Origin of the sequence: Stenotrophomonas sp. 364, from assembly GCF_009832905.1 — a bacterium.
GTDB classification, from domain to species: Bacteria; Pseudomonadota; Gammaproteobacteria; order Xanthomonadales; family Xanthomonadaceae; genus Stenotrophomonas; species Stenotrophomonas maltophilia_AP.
This window is the reverse complement of sequence record NZ_CP047135.1, coordinates 624,229-642,492: the sequence shown is the minus strand read 5'-3', so window position 1 is coordinate 642,492 and position 18,264 is coordinate 624,229. Positions and strand designations below refer to the sequence as shown.

General features: G+C 66.6%; 16 protein-coding genes and 6 tRNA genes. 3 read left to right on the top strand and 19 right to left on the bottom strand.

The window, feature by feature from the left end:
• Nucleotides 1-111: 111 nt before the first annotated feature.
• From lon to GQ674_RS02920, 12 genes are all read right to left on the bottom strand, one after another.
• On the bottom strand, nucleotides 112-2,577 hold the full coding sequence (gene lon / locus GQ674_RS02975; protein WP_159495901.1) for an endopeptidase La: 2,466 nt from the start codon (nucleotides 2,575-2,577) through the stop codon (nucleotides 112-114).
• A gap of 143 nt (nucleotides 2,578-2,720) precedes the next feature.
• The gene (gene clpX, locus GQ674_RS02970) at nucleotides 2,721-4,010 is read right to left on the bottom strand and encodes an ATP-dependent Clp protease ATP-binding subunit ClpX (protein WP_038690151.1); all 1,290 of its coding nucleotides are present in this window, start codon (nucleotides 4,008-4,010) and stop codon (nucleotides 2,721-2,723) included.
• Between the two features lie 125 nt (nucleotides 4,011-4,135).
• Nucleotides 4,136-4,762, bottom strand: a complete 627-nt coding sequence (gene clpP / locus GQ674_RS02965) for an ATP-dependent Clp endopeptidase proteolytic subunit ClpP (protein ID WP_038690153.1) — start codon at nucleotides 4,760-4,762, stop codon at nucleotides 4,136-4,138.
• Between the two features lie 65 nt (nucleotides 4,763-4,827).
• Complete coding sequence (gene tig / locus GQ674_RS02960; RefSeq protein WP_159495900.1) at nucleotides 4,828-6,123, bottom strand: trigger factor; 1,296 nt, start codon at nucleotides 6,121-6,123, stop codon at nucleotides 4,828-4,830.
• 237 nt (nucleotides 6,124-6,360) lie between these two features.
• Nucleotides 6,361-6,445 (bottom strand) — tRNA-Leu (locus tag GQ674_RS02955).
• 87 nt (nucleotides 6,446-6,532) lie between these two features.
• Nucleotides 6,533-7,870: a chloride channel protein gene (locus GQ674_RS02950; protein ID WP_159495899.1), complete on the bottom strand. Its 1,338-nt coding sequence runs from the start codon at nucleotides 7,868-7,870 to the stop codon at nucleotides 6,533-6,535.
• Between the two features lie 64 nt (nucleotides 7,871-7,934).
• A complete protein-coding gene (locus GQ674_RS02945; RefSeq protein ID WP_159495898.1) occupies nucleotides 7,935-8,198 on the bottom strand; it encodes a hypothetical protein in 264 nt (87 codons plus the stop codon).
• Nucleotides 8,199-8,463: 265 nt separating this feature from the next.
• Nucleotides 8,464-8,539, bottom strand: a tRNA-Lys gene (locus tag GQ674_RS02940).
• Between the two features lie 624 nt (nucleotides 8,540-9,163).
• Nucleotides 9,164-9,239: transfer RNA gene (locus GQ674_RS02935), tRNA-Lys, on the bottom strand.
• 81 nt (nucleotides 9,240-9,320) lie between these two features.
• Nucleotides 9,321-9,397 (bottom strand) — tRNA-His (locus GQ674_RS02930).
• A gap of 35 nt (nucleotides 9,398-9,432) precedes the next feature.
• Nucleotides 9,433-9,509 (bottom strand) — tRNA-Arg (locus tag GQ674_RS02925).
• A 42-nt stretch (nucleotides 9,510-9,551) separates the two neighbouring features.
• Nucleotides 9,552-9,628, bottom strand: a tRNA-Pro gene (locus GQ674_RS02920).
• Nucleotides 9,629-9,803: 175 nt separating this feature from the next.
• Here GQ674_RS02920 and GQ674_RS02915 point away from each other — a divergent pair.
• Together GQ674_RS02915 and GQ674_RS02910 are read left to right on the top strand one after the other, a co-directional pair.
• Entirely contained in the window at nucleotides 9,804-10,562 is a 759-nt protein-coding gene (locus GQ674_RS02915; protein ID WP_159495897.1) for a Bax inhibitor-1/YccA family protein, read from the top strand.
• A gap of 135 nt (nucleotides 10,563-10,697) precedes the next feature.
• Nucleotides 10,698-11,318 carry a flavin reductase family protein gene (locus GQ674_RS02910; RefSeq protein ID WP_159495896.1) on the top strand — a complete coding sequence of 207 codons (621 nt, stop codon included), beginning with the start codon at nucleotides 10,698-10,700 and terminating at the stop codon, nucleotides 11,316-11,318.
• 3 nt (nucleotides 11,319-11,321) lie between these two features.
• Here the strand turns inward: GQ674_RS02910 and GQ674_RS02905 are convergent, their stop codons facing one another.
• The 7 genes from GQ674_RS02905 to grxC form a co-directional block, all read right to left on the bottom strand.
• Complete coding sequence (locus GQ674_RS02905; RefSeq protein ID WP_159495895.1) at nucleotides 11,322-12,071, bottom strand: sulfite exporter TauE/SafE family protein; 750 nt, start codon at nucleotides 12,069-12,071, stop codon at nucleotides 11,322-11,324.
• Nucleotides 12,072-12,096: 25 nt separating this feature from the next.
• Nucleotides 12,097-13,005, bottom strand: a complete 909-nt coding sequence (locus tag GQ674_RS02900) for a LysR family transcriptional regulator (protein WP_159495894.1) — start codon at nucleotides 13,003-13,005, stop codon at nucleotides 12,097-12,099.
• Between the two features lie 52 nt (nucleotides 13,006-13,057).
• Nucleotides 13,058-13,783, bottom strand: a complete 726-nt coding sequence (locus GQ674_RS02895; RefSeq protein ID WP_159495893.1) for a cysteine hydrolase — start codon at nucleotides 13,781-13,783, stop codon at nucleotides 13,058-13,060.
• A gap of 151 nt (nucleotides 13,784-13,934) precedes the next feature.
• A complete protein-coding gene (locus GQ674_RS02890) occupies nucleotides 13,935-14,345 on the bottom strand; it encodes a hypothetical protein (RefSeq protein WP_159495892.1) in 411 nt (136 codons plus the stop codon).
• A 132-nt stretch (nucleotides 14,346-14,477) separates the two neighbouring features.
• Nucleotides 14,478-15,485: an isocitrate dehydrogenase gene (locus GQ674_RS02885; RefSeq protein WP_102944208.1), complete on the bottom strand. Its 1,008-nt coding sequence runs from the start codon at nucleotides 15,483-15,485 to the stop codon at nucleotides 14,478-14,480.
• Between the two features lie 232 nt (nucleotides 15,486-15,717).
• Entirely contained in the window at nucleotides 15,718-16,110 is a 393-nt protein-coding gene (locus tag GQ674_RS02880; RefSeq protein ID WP_038690172.1) for a carboxymuconolactone decarboxylase family protein, read from the bottom strand.
• The gene (gene grxC, locus GQ674_RS02875) at nucleotides 16,107-16,406 is read right to left on the bottom strand and encodes a glutaredoxin 3 (protein WP_137190923.1); all 300 of its coding nucleotides are present in this window, start codon (nucleotides 16,404-16,406) and stop codon (nucleotides 16,107-16,109) included. Before grxC ends, GQ674_RS02880 begins: the two co-directional genes overlap by 4 nt.
• A 158-nt stretch (nucleotides 16,407-16,564) precedes the next feature.
• On the opposite strand from grxC, the gene GQ674_RS02870 reads away from it, so the two are divergent.
• Nucleotides 16,565-18,205, top strand: a complete 1,641-nt coding sequence (locus tag GQ674_RS02870; protein ID WP_159495891.1) for a M48 family metalloprotease — start codon at nucleotides 16,565-16,567, stop codon at nucleotides 18,203-18,205.
• Nucleotides 18,206-18,264: the final 59 nt, after the last annotated feature.

The following is an 18,264-nucleotide window of genomic DNA, read 5'->3' as shown; positions in this document are numbered from 1 at the left end:
GACATCAGTGCGTACTGACTCGCGAGTGGTGCTTTTATACCAGTGCACCCCTACCCGCGCAAGCTGAAAAGCCAATAACGACGCGGGTTTCGGGCATTTCGACAGCACACGTCAATGCTTGACGCGCGTGGTGGAAGCTGTCTTGCTCTTGCCGCGCACTGTGACGCGCGCCCCATCCTTCTTGGCCTTCTTGGGGGTGAGCGGGGTCTCCAGCGCCAGGTCCAGCACTTCCTCGATCCACTTCACCGGGATGATCTTCAGATCACGGGTGACATTGGCCGGGATGTCCGCCAGGTCCTTGCGGTTCTCCTCGGGGATGATCACCGTGGTGATGCCGCCACGCAGCGCGGCCAGCAGCTTCTCCTTCAACCCGCCGATCGCGGTGACGCGGCCACGCAGGGTGATCTCGCCGGTCATCGCCACTTCGGCGCGGATCGGCACCTTGGTCAGCGTGGACACCAGCGAGGTCACCATCGCGATGCCGGCACTGGGGCCATCCTTCGGGGTGCTGCCGTCGGGCACGTGCACGTGCACGTCGTGCTTCTGCAGGAACTCGTTGTCGATGCCCAGCCGCTCGGCACGCGAACGCACCACCGACAGGGCGGCCGAGGCCGATTCCTTCATCACGTTGCCCAGCTGGCCGGTCAGGATCAGCTGGCCCTTGCCCGGGACCAGGGTCGATTCGATCTGCAGCAGGTCGCCGCCCACTTCGGTCCAGGCCAGACCGGTGACCAGGCCGATCTCGTTCTGTTCTTCGGCGCGGCCGAAATCGACCCGGCGCACGCCCAGGTACTTGTCCAGGTTCTTGCCGGTGACCACCACCAGTGCCTTCTTCTTCGCACCGCCCTTCTTGCCGGCCTTGGCCGGCTTGGGCAGCCCGGCGGGGCCGGCCAGCGCGATTTCCTTGACCACCTTGCGGCAGATCTTGGCCACTTCGCGCTCGAGGTTGCGCACGCCCGATTCGCGCGTGTAGTAACGCACGATGTCCTGGATGGCGTCGGCCTCGATCTCCAGTTCCTCCGGCTTCAGGCCGTTGGCCTTGAGCTGCTTGGGCACCAGGTAGCGCATGGCGATGTTGAGCTTTTCATCCTCGGTATAGCCGGGGATGCGGATCACTTCCATGCGGTCCAGCAGCGGGCCGGGAATGTTGAGCGAGTTGGAGGTCGCCACGAACATCACTTCGGACAGGTCCAGGTCCACTTCCAGGTAGTGGTCGTTGAACGCGTTGTTCTGCTCGGGATCCAGCACTTCCAACAGCGCCGACGACGGATCGCCACGGAAGTCCATCGACATCTTGTCGATCTCGTCCAGCACGAACAGCGCGTTCTTGCTGCCCACCTTGTTGAGGTTCTGCACGATGCGGCCCGGCATGGAGCCGACGTAGGTGCGACGGTGGCCGCGGATTTCGGCCTCGTCGCGCACGCCGCCCAGGCTCATGCGCACGAACTTGCGGTTGGTGGCCTTGGCGATGGACTGGCCGAGCGAGGTCTTGCCCACGCCGGGCGGGCCGACCAGGCACAGGATCGGGCCCTTCATCTGCTTCACGCGCGACTGCACCGCCAGGTACTCCAGGATGCGGTCCTTGACCTTGTCCAGGCCGAAGTGATCGGCATCCAGCGTGTCCTGCGCGGCCTTGAGGTCCTTGCGCACCTTGGTGCGCTTCTTCCACGGCACGCCCAGCAGCCAGTCCAGGTAGTTGCGCACGACCGCAGCTTCGGCCGACATCGGCGACATCTGCTTGAGCTTGTTGAGCTCGGCCTTGGCCTTGGTTTCCACCGGCTTGGGCATGCCCGCCTCGGCGATCTTGCGGGCCAGTTCGTCCAGCTCGCCGGGCGCGTCGTCGAGGTCACCCAGTTCTTTCTGGATGGCCTTCATCTGCTCGTTGAGGTAGTACTCGCGCTGGCTCTTTTCCATCTGCGACTTCACGCGGCCGCGGATGCGCTTTTCCATCTGCTGCACGTCGATTTCGCCGTCGACCAGGCCCACCAGCATTTCCAGCCGGTCACCGATCTGCAGGGTTTCCAGCAGGCGCTGCTTGTCGGCCAGGCGCACGCTGATGTGCGCGGCGATGGTGTCGGCCAGGCGCGCCGGTTCATCGATGCCGGCCAGGGTCTGTAGCAGTTCCGGCGGCAGCTTGCGGTTGGTTTTGACGTACTGCTCGAACAGCGACATCAGCGAGCGGGCGATCGCTTCGATCTCGCGCGGCTCGCGCGACTCGTCCGATTCGATTTCGGTGGCGATGCCCTGCAGCGCGCCGTCGCGCTCGGTGACCTGGGTGACATTGACCCGCGACAGGCCTTCGACCAGCACCTTGATGGTGCCGTCGGGCAGCTTAAGCAGCTGCAGCACCTGGGCCAGCGTGCCGACCTGGTAGAGGTCGGCGGCGGTGGGATCGTCGGTCTCGGCCGACTTCTGCGCCAGCAACAGGATGCGCTTGTCCGCCGCCATCGCCTGTTCCAGCGCGTGCATGGACTTGTCGCGGCCGACAAACAGCGGAATGACCATGTGCGGGAACACCACCACGTCACGCAGCGGCAGTACCGGCAGGTCGAGAGTCTCAATTGGGGAACGGGCCATGTGGGCTCCAGTGGAACAGTGGGGATGGCCTCCGGGCGGCCTCGCCCGGATACAAAAAAAGCCGATGGCCTCGTTATGGGGCCATCGGCTTCTAGATGCAAGCTGTTCTGAAAAACTTCTATCAATTCAATTGCTTGAGCCGATTATTCAGCACCCGCGGCCTTCTGTTCAGGGGCCGGCGGGGTCTGGTAGATCAGGTACGGCTCGGACTTGTGCTCGATCACCGATTCATCCACGACAACCTTGCTGACGTTCTCGGCCGACGGCAGGTCGTACATGGTGTCCAGCAGGACCGATTCGACGATGGTCCGCAGGCCACGGGCACCGGTCTTGCGCTTGAGCGCCTTGCGGGCGATCGCGGCCAGGGCGTCGGGGCGGAACTCCAGCTCGACGTGCTCCATCTCGAACAGCTTCTTGAACTGCTTGGTGATGGCGTTCTTCGGCTCGGTCAGGATCCGCACCAGGGCGGCCTCGTCCAGCTCTTCCAGGGTCGCCACCACCGGCAGGCGGCCGACGAATTCCGGGATCAGGCCGAACTTGATCAGGTCTTCCGGCTCGACTTCGGCCAGCACCTTGCCGATCTCCTGCTTGCGCTCGGCGCTCTTGACCTTGGCGCCAAAGCCGATGCCGCCCGAATCGTTGGAGCGCGCCTGGATCACCTTGTCCAGCCCGGCAAACGCACCGCCGCAGATGAACAGGATGTTCTTGGTGTCCACCTGCAGGAATTCCTGCTGGGGATGCTTGCGCCCGCCCTGCGGCGGCACGCTGGCCACGGTGCCTTCGATCAGCTTCAGCAGGGCCTGCTGGACGCCTTCGCCGGACACGTCACGGGTGATCGACGGGTTCTCGCTCTTGCGCGAGATCTTGTCGATTTCATCGATGTAGACGATGCCCTGCTGTGCCTTCTCGACGTCGTAGTCGCACTTCTGCAGCAGCTTCTGGATGATGTTTTCCACGTCCTCGCCCACGTAACCGGCTTCGGTCAGCGTGGTGGCGTCGGCCATGGTGAACGGCACGTTGAGCAGGCGGGCCAGGGTTTCGGCCAGCAGCGTCTTGCCCGAACCGGTCGGGCCGACCAGCAGGATGTTCGACTTGGCCAGCTCGACCTCGTCGTTCTTCTGCCGGCTCTCGATGCGCTTGTAGTGGTTGTACACAGCCACGGCCAGCGTGCGCTTGGCCCGGTTCTGGCCAATCACGTACTGGTCAAGGACCTCGAGGATCTCGCGCGGCTTGGGCAGCGAACTGCGCGCCGACTGGGCCTTTTCCTCGAGTTCTTCACGGATGATGTCGTTGCACAGCTCCACGCACTCATCGCAGATGAACACGCTCGGGCCCGCAATCAGCTTGCGCACCTCATGCTGGCTCTTTCCGCAGAAAGAGCAGTAGAGGATCTTGCCGGTGTCCGTGGAACGACCTTGGCGGTCTTCGCTCATGCTTCGCTTACCCAGTTACCCCACCCGCTGAACGGGGGTTCGATTCGAGAATAACACAGGGTCGGGAGGACACCAGTCCGCCCGACCCCGCGGAAACAAGCCGGTTTGCCGGCCTGGCTGCAGCATCATGCCGGGGTGATCGACTCTTCCGGACGGCGCTCGAGCACCTGGTCCACCAGCCCGTAGGCCACCGCGTCGGCGGCGCTCTTGAAGTTGTCGCGCTCGGTATCGCGCGCGATGGTCTCCAGCGACTGGCCGGTGTGCTTGGCCAGCACCTCGTTCAGGCGCGAGCGCAGGGTCAGGATTTCACGGGCATGGATGTCGATATCCGTGGCCTGGCCCTGGAAGCCGCCCAGCGGCTGGTGGATCATCACCCGCGAGTTCGGCAGCGCGTAGCGCTTGCCGGCCGCGCCGGATGCCAGCAGCAGCGCGCCCATCGAGGCGGCCTGCCCGACGCAGATGGTGCTCACGTCCGGCTTGATGTACTGCATGGTGTCGTAGATCGCCATGCCGGCGGTGACCACGCCACCGGGCGAGTTGATGTAGATGCTGATGTCCTTTTCCGGGTTGTCCGCTTCCAGGAACAGCAGCTGCGCCACCACCACGTTGGCCATGTGATCGTCGATCGGGCCAACCAGGAAGATCAGGCGCTCTTTCAACAGGCGCGAATAGATGTCATAGGCGCGCTCGCCGCGGCTGGTCTGTTCGACCACCATCGGAACCATGTTCAGGGCTGTGGTTCGGTTGTCCATTAGTGAGGCACCTATTTTGGGGGGAACAACCCCGCGCCGGAGCGCGGGGCGTAAAACGCGGCCGCTTACTGGCGGATCGCGTCCTGGAACGACAGCTTCTCTTCGGTGTGCTGGGCGCGCTCGGCGATCCAGTCGATCACCTGCTCTTCCATCACACGATTCTGCAGCCCACTCATCAGCTGGGGGTCATTGCGGTACATCTCAATGACCTGCTCCGGCTCTTCGTAGGTCGAGGCGATCAGGCGCATGGTTTCATTCAGGCGCTTGGGGTCCAGCCGCAGGTCGTTCTTGCGGGCCACTTCGCCCACCAGCAGGCCGACCAGCACGCGCTTGGCGGCGGCGTCCTTGAAGCCCTCATGGGCATCGGCCGGGATTTCGCCCGGGTTGCGGCCGCTGCGGCGGATCTGCTCGATCTGCTGGCCCAGCATGGCACGGGCTTCGTTCTCGACCAGGCGCGGCGGCATTTCGACCGACGCGTAAGCGGCGATCAGCTGCTCGCCCACTTCGCGGCGCAGGCGGTTCATCAGAGCACCCTTCAGTTCGCGCTCCAGGTTGGCGCGGATGTCCTTGCGGAACTGCTCCTCGTCGCCGCCCTTCACGCCGAAGCTCTTGATGAAGTCTTCATCCACGTCCGGCAGCACCGGCGCGGAGACGTCCACGGCCTTGACGGTGACCTTCACCTGCTTGCCCGCCAGGGCCGGCACGCGCCAGTCAGCCGGGAATTCGACGTCCAGGGTCTTTTCTTCACCCTTGGTCATGCCAATCATGCCCTGCTCGATCTGCTCGAACATCATGCCCTGACCCACGATGACGCTGCCCTTTTCGCTGCCTTCGGCCGGCAGGCGCTCATCGCCGGCCTGGGAGAAGGTTTCCAGCGCGACCAGGTCGCCTTCCTGCGCGCCACGGGTGACCGGGCTCCAGCTGCGGCGCTGTTCGCGCAGGTTGGTGATCATCTGGTCGATGTCGGCATCGCTGATCTCGGCGCTGTGGCGCACCACGGTCAGCTTGCTGACGTCCACGTCGCCGAAGTCCGGAATCAGCTCGACGGTGGCCACGAAGGAGAATTCGCCTTCCTCGCCCTTGTCGATGCGCGGGGTGCCGGCGATGCGCAGCTCGTGCTCACGCAGGGCGGCATCGAAGGTCTCGCGCAGCAGGCCGTCGACGGCTTCGCTGCGGACCTGCTGGCCGAAACGCTGTTCGATCACCTTGGCCGGGATCTTGCCCGGGCGGAAGCCCTTGATCCGCGCGGTGCGGGCGATTTCGCCCAGACGGCCACTGATGTGGGTCTGCAGGCGGTCTTCCGGCAGCGAGAAGGTCAGGCGGCGTTCCAGATTGCCAGTGGATTCGATCGAAGCTTGCATGTTGACTCCTGCCACCGGCGGCAACGCCCCCGGCACGATGTGATGGATGGAACGGGTTTAGAACGCGGGGTCGTTGACGCGCATGCCCGCCGCAGCCCTGTAGTTTCGCCGATAACGGCCAGCGCCGCCAGCGCGGGCCGGGCGCGGCCCTGAAGGCGCACCAGGGCAGCATGCCGCCGTCTCCCGGGATCCGGGACGTGCCCATCGTCATGGTGCCGGCCAGCGCCGGGAATGGGATGGTGCGAAAGGGGGGACTCGAACCCCCACGCCTTGCGGCACTGGAACCTAAATCCAGGGCGTCTACCAATTCCGCCACTTTCGCGAGCAGATGCTCAGCCCGCCATTGTTGCAGGGCTGGAGGCAAAGAAAAAGCGCTGTTGGCGCCACCGACAGGCAGCGCGCTCCGCATTCAGACATCTGGCCGACCCACCACCGGCGCGGGCGCGGCGGGCATCGCCGCCAGCAGCCGCTGCGCCAGCGCGCGATAGATCGGCTGGTGGCAGACCAGCGAGGACACCGCGCGCGCCAGCAGCACCGCCGCCAGGATCGGCAGCAGCATGTCCGTGTTGTCGGTCAGCTCCATGGAGATGACCGCCGAGGTCAAGGGCGCCTGGGTGACCCCGGTGAGGTAGGCACACATGCCCAGCAGCACCACCGCCGACGGGTCCACCCCCGGCAGCAGTGCGGCCAGGTTGTGGCCGATGCCGGCCCCGACCGCCAGCGCGGGCGAGAACAGCCCGCCCGGGATGCCCGCGATGTAGGACACCAGGTTGGCAGCCAGCTTCATCAGCCCGAATTCGTGCCCGACCAGCGCCTGCCCCTGCACCAGCCCGCGGGCCTGCTCGTAACCGGTGCCGAACGCGCCCGCGCCGAACACCAGTCCCAGCAGCGCCAGCAGCAGCCCGCACGCGGCGGCGAACAGCACCGGCCGCGACGCCCGCGCGCGCCCCAGCCAGCGCGGGCGACCGTCCATGGCGGCCAGCACCACGCGGCTGAACAGGCCCCCGGCCAGACCGCCGACCACCCCGCACAACAGCACCGCCAGCCAGCCCATGCCGAGCGGCAATGCGACATCGACCCGGCCGAAGTAGGTGTAATTGCCCAGCAACCCCAACGAAACCACGCCGCCCACGATCACCGCGGTCAGCAGTGCACCCGAGAAACGGTGCTCCAGCCGCCCGGACAGCTCCTCGATGGCGAACACCACCCCGGCCAACGGGGTGTTGAACGCCGCCGCGATGCCCGCCGCACCACCGGCCAACAGGAAGTGGCCGGCGTGGCGCGGGTCGCGGAAGCCCAGCGCACGCCCGATCACGTACATCAGGCTGGCCCCGACATGCACGGTGGGGCCTTCGCGCCCGACCGACGCCCCGCCCAGCAAGGCCAGCACCGTGAGCCCCAGCTTGCCGACAGACACCGGCAGCGACAGGTTGCGCTGGCGGAAGTCGGCATCGGGCTTGTCCAACGCGGCGATCACCTGCGGAATGCCGCTGCCGCGGGTGGGCTTGAGCGCACCATGGGTGAGCCAGGCCAACAGGCCGAACACGGCCGGGGTGAGCAGCAGCGGCCACCACGGCGAGGCATCGTAGATGCGCCGGAACAGCGCGAATGCCGCGTCGCTGGCCTTGGCGAACAGGATGGCGGCCAGCGCCACCGCCACTGCCCCGCCCCACAGCGCCAAGCGCTCGAACCATTGCTGCCGCGAGCCGAGCCAGCGCGTGCGCGACGAAGGCGACGGGGTATCCATGCCCATAGTGTTCCACCGGACCGATCCACGCGATGTGCAGTGACTGGCGGCAGCGGCGGCCGAATCAGTCGGTTGGCACGGCCTGGGCGGGCAGGAATTCACCCTCGGCCAGGTCGGTACGCAGCACGGTCTGCGCGTAAGGATGGGCCGGCACGTCTGCGAGCGGGATGGCAGGCACGAACGTGCCCGGCGCCATGTCATGGCGAACCACCGTGGTGGCGTACTGCGCCTGTACCGTCGGCGGTACGGCCTGCGGCGGCGCGTCGGCCGCCAGCGCGGTACCGGCAAAGGCGGCCAGCATGAGTCCGGCGAAGGTGGGAAGCGTCATCGTTGCTGCCTCGAACAGGCGCCGTTGGCGCGGTACGTCGAGTGAAACGCGGTTGCCAGGCACAGACCGTGCGCGACGTTGCAGGTTGGGAAAACCCCGTGACGTGTTCGGCGCGGCGGGCGGCGGGAGGTCATGGCAGCGACGTGCGCAATGAGATCCTCGCGCGCTGGACCGTTGCACAGCGTGGCTCGGCACTACCGGGTTGCGTCGCACGCGAACGCCGGGCAAGAAAAAAGCCACCTGGATGACCAGATGGCTTTCGTCTTGGTGGGCTGTCAAGGATTCGAACCTTGGACCTATTGATTAAGAGTCAACTGCTCTACCAACTGAGCTAACAGCCCGAAAATCGGGAGGCGAATTATGCTGGATTTCCCGACGGGGATGCAAGCACTTTTTCTAAACGGGTGAGAAACAGCACCCCGATGGTAGAGCCGGGCCCTGCCCGGCTGGCGGAGTCGCGATGCTGCTCGGCCTTACGTGGTTGCCGAGCGTAGCTCGGCACTACGGGCGCTTGCGGAATCGCTGGCAAGAAAAAAGGCACCTGGATGACCAGGTGGCTTCTGTCTTGGCGGGGTAGCTGCCGCGCAATCGCGCCGCAGCCCCACGCCTTGCTACGCAAGACGCGAGCCCCTCTCATCAACACCCACATCCCCGCGGCTTCGCCGCGCCCCCTTGATTCAAGGGGGCTCCTCTCCAGTCGGCATTCCGGGTCGGCATTCCGGGAACGCCAGACAAGAAAAAAGCCACCTGGATGACCAGGTGGCTTCTGTCTTGGTGGGGTAGCTGCCGCGCAATCGCGCCGCAGCCCCACGCCTTGCTGCGCAAGACGCGGGCCCCTCTCATCAGCACCCACATCCCCGCGGCTTCGCCGCGCCCCCTTGACTCAAGGGGGCTACTCTCCAGTCAGCATTCCGGGAACGCCAGACAAGAAAAAAGCCACCTGGATGACCAGGTGGCTTCTGTCTTGGTGGGCTGTCAAGGATTCGAACCTTGGACCTATTGATTAAGAGTCAACTGCTCTACCAACTGAGCTAACAGCCCTGAAAACTGAGACGCACAGTGTAACGCGTGTGTCGTCTTTTGCAACCCTGATTCACTTTCGGCGAACCAGTTTCAAATCAGTGGGGTGGCTGAGGGGACTCGAACCCCCGACCTCCGGAATCACAATCCGGAACTCTAACCAACTGAGCTACAGCCACCACTGAAACCTTTGCTTCCTGACGCATGCACCTGATGGTGCGCCCGACAGGAATCGAACCTGTAACCGCCGGCTTAGAAGGCCGGTGCTCTATCCAGTTGAGCTACGGGCGCCCTGGCTGGATTATCGCATTTCAATCCTGTTTTGAGCAGGCTTGGTCGGGGTAGAGGGATTCGAACCCCCGACATCCTGCTCCCAAAGCAGGCGCGCTACCAGACTGCGCTATACCCCGGCGGTTGATCCCTCCGAGGTTCCCCCCGAAAGAGTCGGCTATTGTGGGAATGCGCGCGGGATCTGTCAACGCTTTTTTCACGTTGTCGTGCATGTCCCGATCCGGCAACGGCGTATCGGCTATTCTCGGCACAGCGGCCGGATGGTCGGCACCCTACCCTTCAAGGAGATTGGCAATGCGCAGCGGCAACCCCGCACTTTCCGAATCGACGTTCCTCGACCTGGCCAGCGGCTCGGTGGTGACCTCGCCCGACCAGGTGATGACCATCAATGGCACCGTCAACAAGACCGGCGTGCTGCTGCTGCTGACCGTGCTGACCGCAGCGTTCGCGTGGAGCCAGGCCATTGATGCGTCCGGCCTGCCCACCTCCAGCGCGATGCTGTACGCGATGGGCGGCGCGATCGGCGGCCTGGTGCTGGCGCTGGTGACGGTGTTCAAGAAGGAATGGTCGCCGGTGACCGCGCCGATGTACGCGCTGGTCGAAGGCCTGTTCCTGGGCTCGATTTCGGCCCTGTTCAACGCCAAGTTCCCGGGCATCGTGATGCAGGCGGTGATGCTCACCTTCGGCACGCTGTTTGTGATGCTGGCTGCGTACCGCAGCGGGCTGATCAAGGTCACCGAGAACTTCAAGCTCGGCGTGGTCGCCGCCACCGGCGGCATCGCGCTGCTGTACCTGGCCTCGTTCGTGCTCGGTTTCTTCAACATCAACATCCCGATGATCCATGAAGGCGGCTGGCTCGGTATCGCCTTCAGCCTGTTCGTGGTGGTGGTGGCCGCGCTGAACCTGGTGCTGGATTTCGACTTCATCGAAACCGGTGCCGAAGCTCGCGCACCGAAGTACATGGAGTGGTACGGCGCGTTCGGCCTGATGGTGACGCTGGTGTGGCTGTACGTAGAATTCCTGCGCCTGCTGTCGAAGATCCAGCAGCGCTGAGCCCGATCAAGCCGTAAGCGACAAGCCGCGATCCGCGAGGGTCGCGGCTTTTTCGTGGGTCGCACCTGTCCGGCTGACGGATAATCGGGGGCAACATCCAGTCAAGCACGCTTGACTCCACGGAACCCCCACCCCATGCCCGACACCTTCCACAGCTACCGCCCCGCCGATGGCCACCGGCTGCCACACGACCCCTTCAACGCCATCATCGGCCCGCGCCCGATCGGCTGGATCTCCAGCTGCACCGCCGACGGCGCCCTGAACCTGGCGCCCTACAGCTTCTTCAACGCCTTCAACTACACCCCGCCGATCATCGGCTTCTCCAGCCAGGGGCGGAAAGACTCGCTGCACAACATCGAGGCCACCGGCGAGTTCGTCTGGAACCTGGCCACCTTCGATCTGGCCGAGGCGATGAACGAAAGCTGCCGTGCGGTCGCGCCGGAGGTCGATGAGTTCAGCCTGGCTGGGCTGACCCCGCTGGCCTCCACCCAGGTGCGCCCGCCGCGCGTGGCGCAGAGCCCGGTCAGCATGGAATGCCGCTGCACCCAGATCGTGCGCCTGCGCGATGCCGCCGGCCAGGACACCAACGGCTGGCTGGTGCTGGGCGAGGTGGTGGCGGTGCATATCGATGCGCGTCTGCTGGTCGATGGCATTTACGACACGGCCGCCGCCGATCCGATCCTGCGCGGTGGCGGCCCGGCTGATTACTTCCGGGTCAGCGCCGAACAGCGCTTCCGCATGTTCCGTCCGGCCTGAGCCTCAACGCGACAACAGCACCGGCAGTGCCGAGCACAGCAGGGCGATGCCGGACGCGGTCAGCAGGCCCAGTACGATCTGCCGGAAGCGCGCTTCACTGATGCCGATGTACAGGCGCGCGCCCAGCAGGGTCGGCACCAGCATGGCCGGTGCCACGATGGCGAAGTACGGCAGCATCTGCCGGGTGATCATGCCGTTGCCGACATAGGTGGCCATGGTCACCGCCAGCATGGCCAGGTTGAAGTTCTGGATGACCGCACGCTGCTCCTCCTTGGCGAAGCCGCGCAGCGTGCTCCACAGCGTCGGCACCGGCCCGGCGAAGCCGCCAATGCCGCTGAGCACGCCGCCGGCCATGCCGGCCACGGCGTCGCCGATGCGGCCCCCCACCTTGATCGGCGGCAGCCTGCGCACCCTCAGCATCACCGGGCACCACACCGCCAGAAACCCGCCCAGCAAGGCCTTGAACCAGGCCATGTCCAGCTGCGGCAGCACCAGCACGCCCAGCGGAATACCGGCCAGCCCACCCAGCACGAACGGCAGTAACAGGCGCAGGTTGAAGCCGCGGCGCACGGTGAACACCGCCAGCAGCTGGCCGGTCAGCGCGCCGAACACCGACAGCGCAGCGGCCAGCTGCGGATCCAGCCCCCAGGCCCAGAAGGACATCGCCACCATGCCGAAGGCGAACCCGGACAGGCCCTGCACGAAGCCGGCGACGATCGCACCGACCGCCACCAGCAGATAGACCGGATCCATCACGCTCCTTGTTGCCGTGGCGTGGCTAGCCTGCCCCGCCCGTCCACCCAGCGTAGTGCGTGGCCAGGTGATCGACCAGCGCGCGCACTTTCGGCGCCAGGGCACGCGCGTGCGGATACAGCGCGAAGTAACGGCGCTGGCCGGCATTCCAGGCCGGCAGCACGCGGATCAGGCGACCGCTTCGCAGATCCTCCTGCACGGTCAACGCAGTGAACAGACTGATGCCCATGCCCGCCATTACCGCCGCATGCAGCGCGGGCGTGGCATCCACGCGCAGGCGCTGGCCGGCCTCGATGCTGGCGGTGGCGCCACGCGGCCCCTGCAGCTGCCACGGCGCACCGGCCCCGGTCGGGCTGAAGCCCAGCAGCGTGTGCTGCTGCAGGTCGGTGGCCTGACGCGGCAGGCCGTGCCGGGCCAGGTACGCGGGGGCGGCCACGAGGATGCGCGGGCAGCTGGCCAGCTCGCGCGCCACCAGCTGGCTGTCCGGCAGGGACGGCGCGATGCGCAGGGCCAGATCGAAGCCACCGCCGACGACATCGACCAGCTGATCGTCGGCCGACAGGTCCAGCGAGACCTGCGGGTAGCGGGCGAGGAAACCGGGCAGCCAATGCGGCAGCTCCTGGCTGGCCACGACCTGCGGCACACTGATGCGCAGGCGCCCGCTGTGCTCGGCCTGGCCGGCGCGTGCGCGGTCATCGGCGGCCTCCAGGCGATCCAGCAGGGCCACGGCCTCGCGGTAATAATCGCGCCCGGCCTCGGTCAGCGACAGGCGCCGGCTGTTGCGGTCGAGCAGGCGCACCTGCAGGTGTTCTTCCAGTTGCCGCAGCTGCCGCGACATCGCCGAATGGGTGGTGCCCAGGCGCTCGGCGGCGGCGGTGAAACTGCCCGCTTCGACGATGGCGCGCAGCGCGCGCAGGGCGGCGAAGTGATCCATCGAAGGCAGCTCCCGGAAGCGGAGCCCGCGATCTGCGGGCCCCGCCAGCTTATCAAGCGCCGTCGCCGGCCTTGCGCACCGGCAGCGCCAGCATCGCCTCGGTACTGATCACTTCACCGAAGGCATCTTCGACCTGCGCCAGCGAGGCTTCGTGCAGCGCGCGGTGACCGATGCGCTGGCCGCCGGCCAGGTCCAGGTCGCGGCTGGCGGTGGCATTACCGGCCACGATCACGCGGTAGCCGCGTGGTGCGGCGGCCGCATCGCGGGCAGCACCGACCACGCAGGCATGGGTCTGCAGGCCGGTAACCAGCAGGGTGTCGATGCCAGCATCCTTCAACACCTTGTCCAGCACCGCAGCCGAAGCACCGGCGAACACGCTGACGTTGTCCTTCTGCACCACGGTCTCGCCCTGGCGCGGCTGCAGGTCGCGATGGAAGGCGGCATTGGCGCTGCCCTGCGCGAACAGCGGCGCGCCGGCCGGCAGCACATGCTGCACGTGGATCACCCGGATGCCATGGGCATCGGCGAACTGCACCACGCGCTGGGCCTGGCGCAGCGCGGCCAGACCATCGGGAATGACCATGCGGCCACCGGCGAAGGCCGGCGCGGCGCTGGCGTCGAAGTACTCGTTCTGGAAATCGATGACCAGCACGGCGGTTTTCGCGGCATCCAGCGCGGTGACCGACGGTGCACCGGCCATGTGGCGGATGGTGGGATGGGCCGGCTCGGCGGCGGCCATGCCGATCAGGCTGGCCAGGCCGAAGGCGGAAAGGTCCATGGGGCGACTCCTGTGCGGTGGGAAGTGGGCACAGGATGCGGAGCGGATGGCGCACGAACCAGCCGTGCAACAACACATGATCTGTGCAAAAAACGCACTGTAGGGTCGAGCCATGCTCGACTGGCCTTGCGTAGTCGAGCATGGCTCGACGCTACGAGGGCAGCTTGACCCCATTGAGCCGCACGATCATCGCGTGGTCGCGCCCCAGAACCACTTCGGCGGTATTGCTTCCCGCGCGCACGGCATGTGCGAGGCCCGCCGGATACTTCACCGGCACGCCAGCCAGCGTCTGCACATACTGGGCCGGAGGAGACCTGCCCCTGACAACGAACGCCGCGCAGCTGCCTTCGAGCAGATACACCGGCAACCCCGCCGGAAACTCGATCAACTGCAGGAGGCGCGCCTCGCTCTCGCGCAGGCTGCGGAGAGGCACCCCATGCCTGCGCAGGTGGCGCAGCGCACGCTGGGCGCGGGACCACGGCCAGTACAAGGTGGCGTAGATCGCCACGCCGATGGCATAGACGGCAACGGCCGCCACGACCCACACGGCTGCCTCAGGCATCTGGAAACATCCTGTCGGTGAAAACCCGCGGTTGAAAACGCAGACGGGCCGTACAAGGACGGCCCGTCTTCAACGCTGTGCCTCCCCGGCTGAACATCGCCCGAGGCGATCTCCAGCGGGAACGCCGGCCGCTTACAGGCGGCTGGCGATGGCCTGGGCGAAGCCCATGGTGTTGCCGGTGCCGCCGAGGTCGCCGGTCAGCGAGTCCTTGGCTTCCAGCGTGGCCACGATGGCCTTGCGCAGGCGCTCGGCGTTGTCGGTCTGGCCGACGTGGTCCAGCATCTGCGCGGCGGCCAGCAGCAGCGCGCACGGATTGGCCTTGCCCTGCCCGGCGATGTCCGGCGCGGTGCCGTGCACGGCTTCGAAGATGGCCGCGTTCTCACCGATGTTGGCACCCGGGGCCAGGCCCAGGCCGCCGACCAGACCAGCACACAGGTCGGAGATGATGTCGCCGAACAGGTTGGTGGTCACGATCACATCGAACTGTTCCGGACGCATCACCAGCTGCATGCAGCAGTTGTCGACGATCATTTCCTGGAACTCGATGTCCGGGTACTTGGCTGCCACTTCACGCGCCACGGCCAGGAACAGGCCCGAGGTCGACTTGATGATGTTGGCCTTGTGCACGGCGGTGACCTTCTTGCGGCCGGTGCTGCGGGCCAGCTCGAAGGCGTAGCGCACGATGCGCTCGGAGCCCTTGCGGGTGATGCGGGTGCCGGAGAAGGCGGTCTCGCCATCGGCCGACACTTCCTGGCCTTCGGCCAGGTAGGCGCCTTCGGTGTTCTCACGCACGGTGATCAGGTCCACGCCATCGCCGAAGCGCGACTTGGTGTTCGGGAACGACACCGCCGGACGCACGTTGGCATACAGGTCGAAGTGACGGCGCAGGCTGACGTTGATCGAGGTGAAGCCGCCACCGACCGGAGTGGTCAGCGGGCTCTTCAGGGCGATCTTGTTGCGTGCGATCGATTCCAGCGTGGAAGCGGGCATCAGGTCGCCGTGCTTTTCCAGCGCGACCAGGCCGGCGTCGGCGTCTTCGTATTCAAAGCCGGTATCCAGCTTGCCGAGCACGAACAGGGTAGCGTCCATGATCTCCGGGCCGATGCCGTCACCGCGGATGACCGTGATTTTCTGCGTCATTGATGTGTATTCCGAACCGAGGGGGAGCGCCGTCCGTCAGCTACGCGGAGCACGGGCGCAAGGGAAGTTTCATCGGCAATTATGCCTGACCCGCCCAACGGACCCAAATCCGCCATTGGTGGTAGGCAGCCACCGACCGTTGGTCGGTGGTCACGTACGGTCGAACATGAACGGATACCCGCCGGCGCGTCGCCGGCGTCATCAGGGGCGGGGCCGCACCGCGGCCCCGCCCTCAATGCTCGTGAACCGCCGGCGCGGCGGCACCACCTTCAAGCTGGTCCAGGAAATCGACCGCGCGGCGCAGGTGCGGAATCACGATGGAACCGCCGACCACCAGGCCGACCGAGAAGGTCTCGAAGAATTCCTCGCGGGTTACCCCGGCGTCCTTGCACTGGGCCACGTGGTAGCTGATGCAGTCATCGCAACGCAGCACCATCGAGGCGACCAGGCCCAGCAGCTCCTTGGTCTTCACATCGAGGGCACCGGCCTGGTAGGTCTGGGTGTCCAGCGCGAAGAAGCGCCGCACCACCTGGTTGGGCTCGCCCAGGATGCGCTGGTTCATGCGCTGGCGGAACTCGGTGAACTCGGCGATGCGGTCCTTGCTGCCGTCGTCGGCCGCGCTCACGCCTGGCCCTCGCCGGCCAGCAGCGGTTCCAGCTTGCCGGCCCGGTGCAGGGCCATCATGTCGTCGTAGCCGCCCACGTGGACCTCGCCGACGAAGATCTGCGGCACGCTGGTGCGGCGGGTCTTGGCCATCATCTTGTCGCGCTCGACCGGGTCCAGGTCGATCCGCACTTCGGTCCAGTCGCGCCCCTTGCTCTTCAGGAAGTTCTTGGCGGCCACGCAGTACGGGCAGACGGCGGTGGAATAGATGGTGATGGCGGGGGCCCCACCCGGGTTGGACGCAACATCTTGGCTCACGGGAAACTCCACGGACAAACGAGTGTCTGTATATGGTAGCTGGCCGCTGGTTTTTCCACGTCATGACCGCAACACTGTGGATTAACCGCAGATTGGCATGAAGCCTGTCACGCTGCCGCCTGGTCCCCCGCCCCGCCCCGCCTGTCCTGGAGCTTCGATTGCGCCCTCTGCTGCTCTCCGCCGCGCTCACCCTCGCCCTGGCCACCCCGCTGGCCTCGGCCCAGGACGCCAAGCTGCCGGACATCGGGTCGTCGGCCGGTGAGCTGCTGACCCCGGCCCGCCAGGCCGAATACGGCGGCATGATGCTGCGCGAACTGCGCAACTACGGGTTCCTGCTGGACGACCCGCTGGTGGACGACTGGCTGCAGAACATCGGCACCCGGCTGGGCTCCAACAGCGCCCAGCCGCGCCAGTCCTACACGTTCTTCATGCTCAAGGACCGCCAGATCAATGCCTTCGCCACGCTGGGGGGCTACGTGGGGGTGAATGCGGGCCTGGTGCTGACCGCCGAACGCGAGGACGAGGTGGCCGCCGTGCTGTCCCACGAAATCGCCCACGTCACCCAGCAGCATGTGCTGCGCGGGGTGGAACGCGCCCAGCGCGACCAGATCCCGATCCTGCTGGGCATGCTGGCCGCGGTGGTAGCCGCGCAGCAGGCCGGGGGCAGCTCCTCCGGCGATGCGACGATGGCCGCGATCACCTCGGGCATGGGCTTGATGCAGCAGCGCCAGATCAACTACACCCGCAGCAACGAATCCGAAGCCGACCGCCTGGGCATCCGCACGCTGGCCCGCAGCGGCTACGACGTGGATGCCATGGCCGGCTTCTTCGAACGCATGTCCGCCTCGATGCGCGGCAACGCCGGCGGCTACTCGGTGCCCGACTTCCTGCAGACCCACCCGGTCAACACCACCCGCATCAGCGAGGCCAAGGCCCGCGCCGAGCAGATGAAGAAGGACACCGTGCTGCTGACCACCGAGGTTCCCGGCGGGGTCCGCCAGGAACGGGTGAACCCGGCCGACCCGGCGCTGTCCGACCCGATCGTGCGGCGCGGCAACCCGCTGCTGCCGGCCTCGATGCAGCTGTCGGTGAACGCCCTCAGCCGCGGGGCCAGCGGCCAGTTCGAGTGGGCGCGCGAACGCCTGCGCGTACTCAGCGCCGATACCCCGGGCGACGTGGTGCGCGAGTACGAAAACCTGCAGCGCGCGCAGAAGAACGGCCTCAGCCCGGCACAGCGCTACGGCCTGGCCCTGGCGCGGCTGCGCAACAGCGGCGCCGCCCAGGCCCGTACCGACCTGGCCGCGCTGCTCGGCGACCATCCCGATAACCTGTGGGTCGCGGTGGCGCTGGGCCAGGCCGAATCACGCGCGGGCCAGCCCGCCCAGGCCAATGCCCGCTTCGAGACGCTGCTGCGCCAGCACCCGGGCAGCCGCCCGGTGGCACTGACCTACGCCGAGACCCTCAACGAGCAGGGCGGCCGCGAGGCCGGCCAGCGCGCCCAGGCGATGCTGCGCCCGCTGCTGTCGCAAAGCGGCAATGATCCGGTGTTCCAGCTGCGGTACGCCCGGGCCAGCGAACTGGCCGGCGATACGGTGCGCGCCAGCGAGGCCTACGCCGAGGCGGCCTACCTGAACGGCAGGCCGGAGCAGGCCCTGATCCAGCTGCAGGCCCTGAAGAAGCAGCCCGGCCTGGACTACGTGGGCCGCGCCCGGGTGGATGCACGCATCGAGAGCATCACCCCGACCGTGCTCGAAATGCGCCGCCAGGGCGTCCGCGATCCGGAACTGGAACGGCGCTGAGCCGGTGACCGGGCTCCCGACAGATGACCGGGGCATGGCAATCGGCATCGATGGCCGCC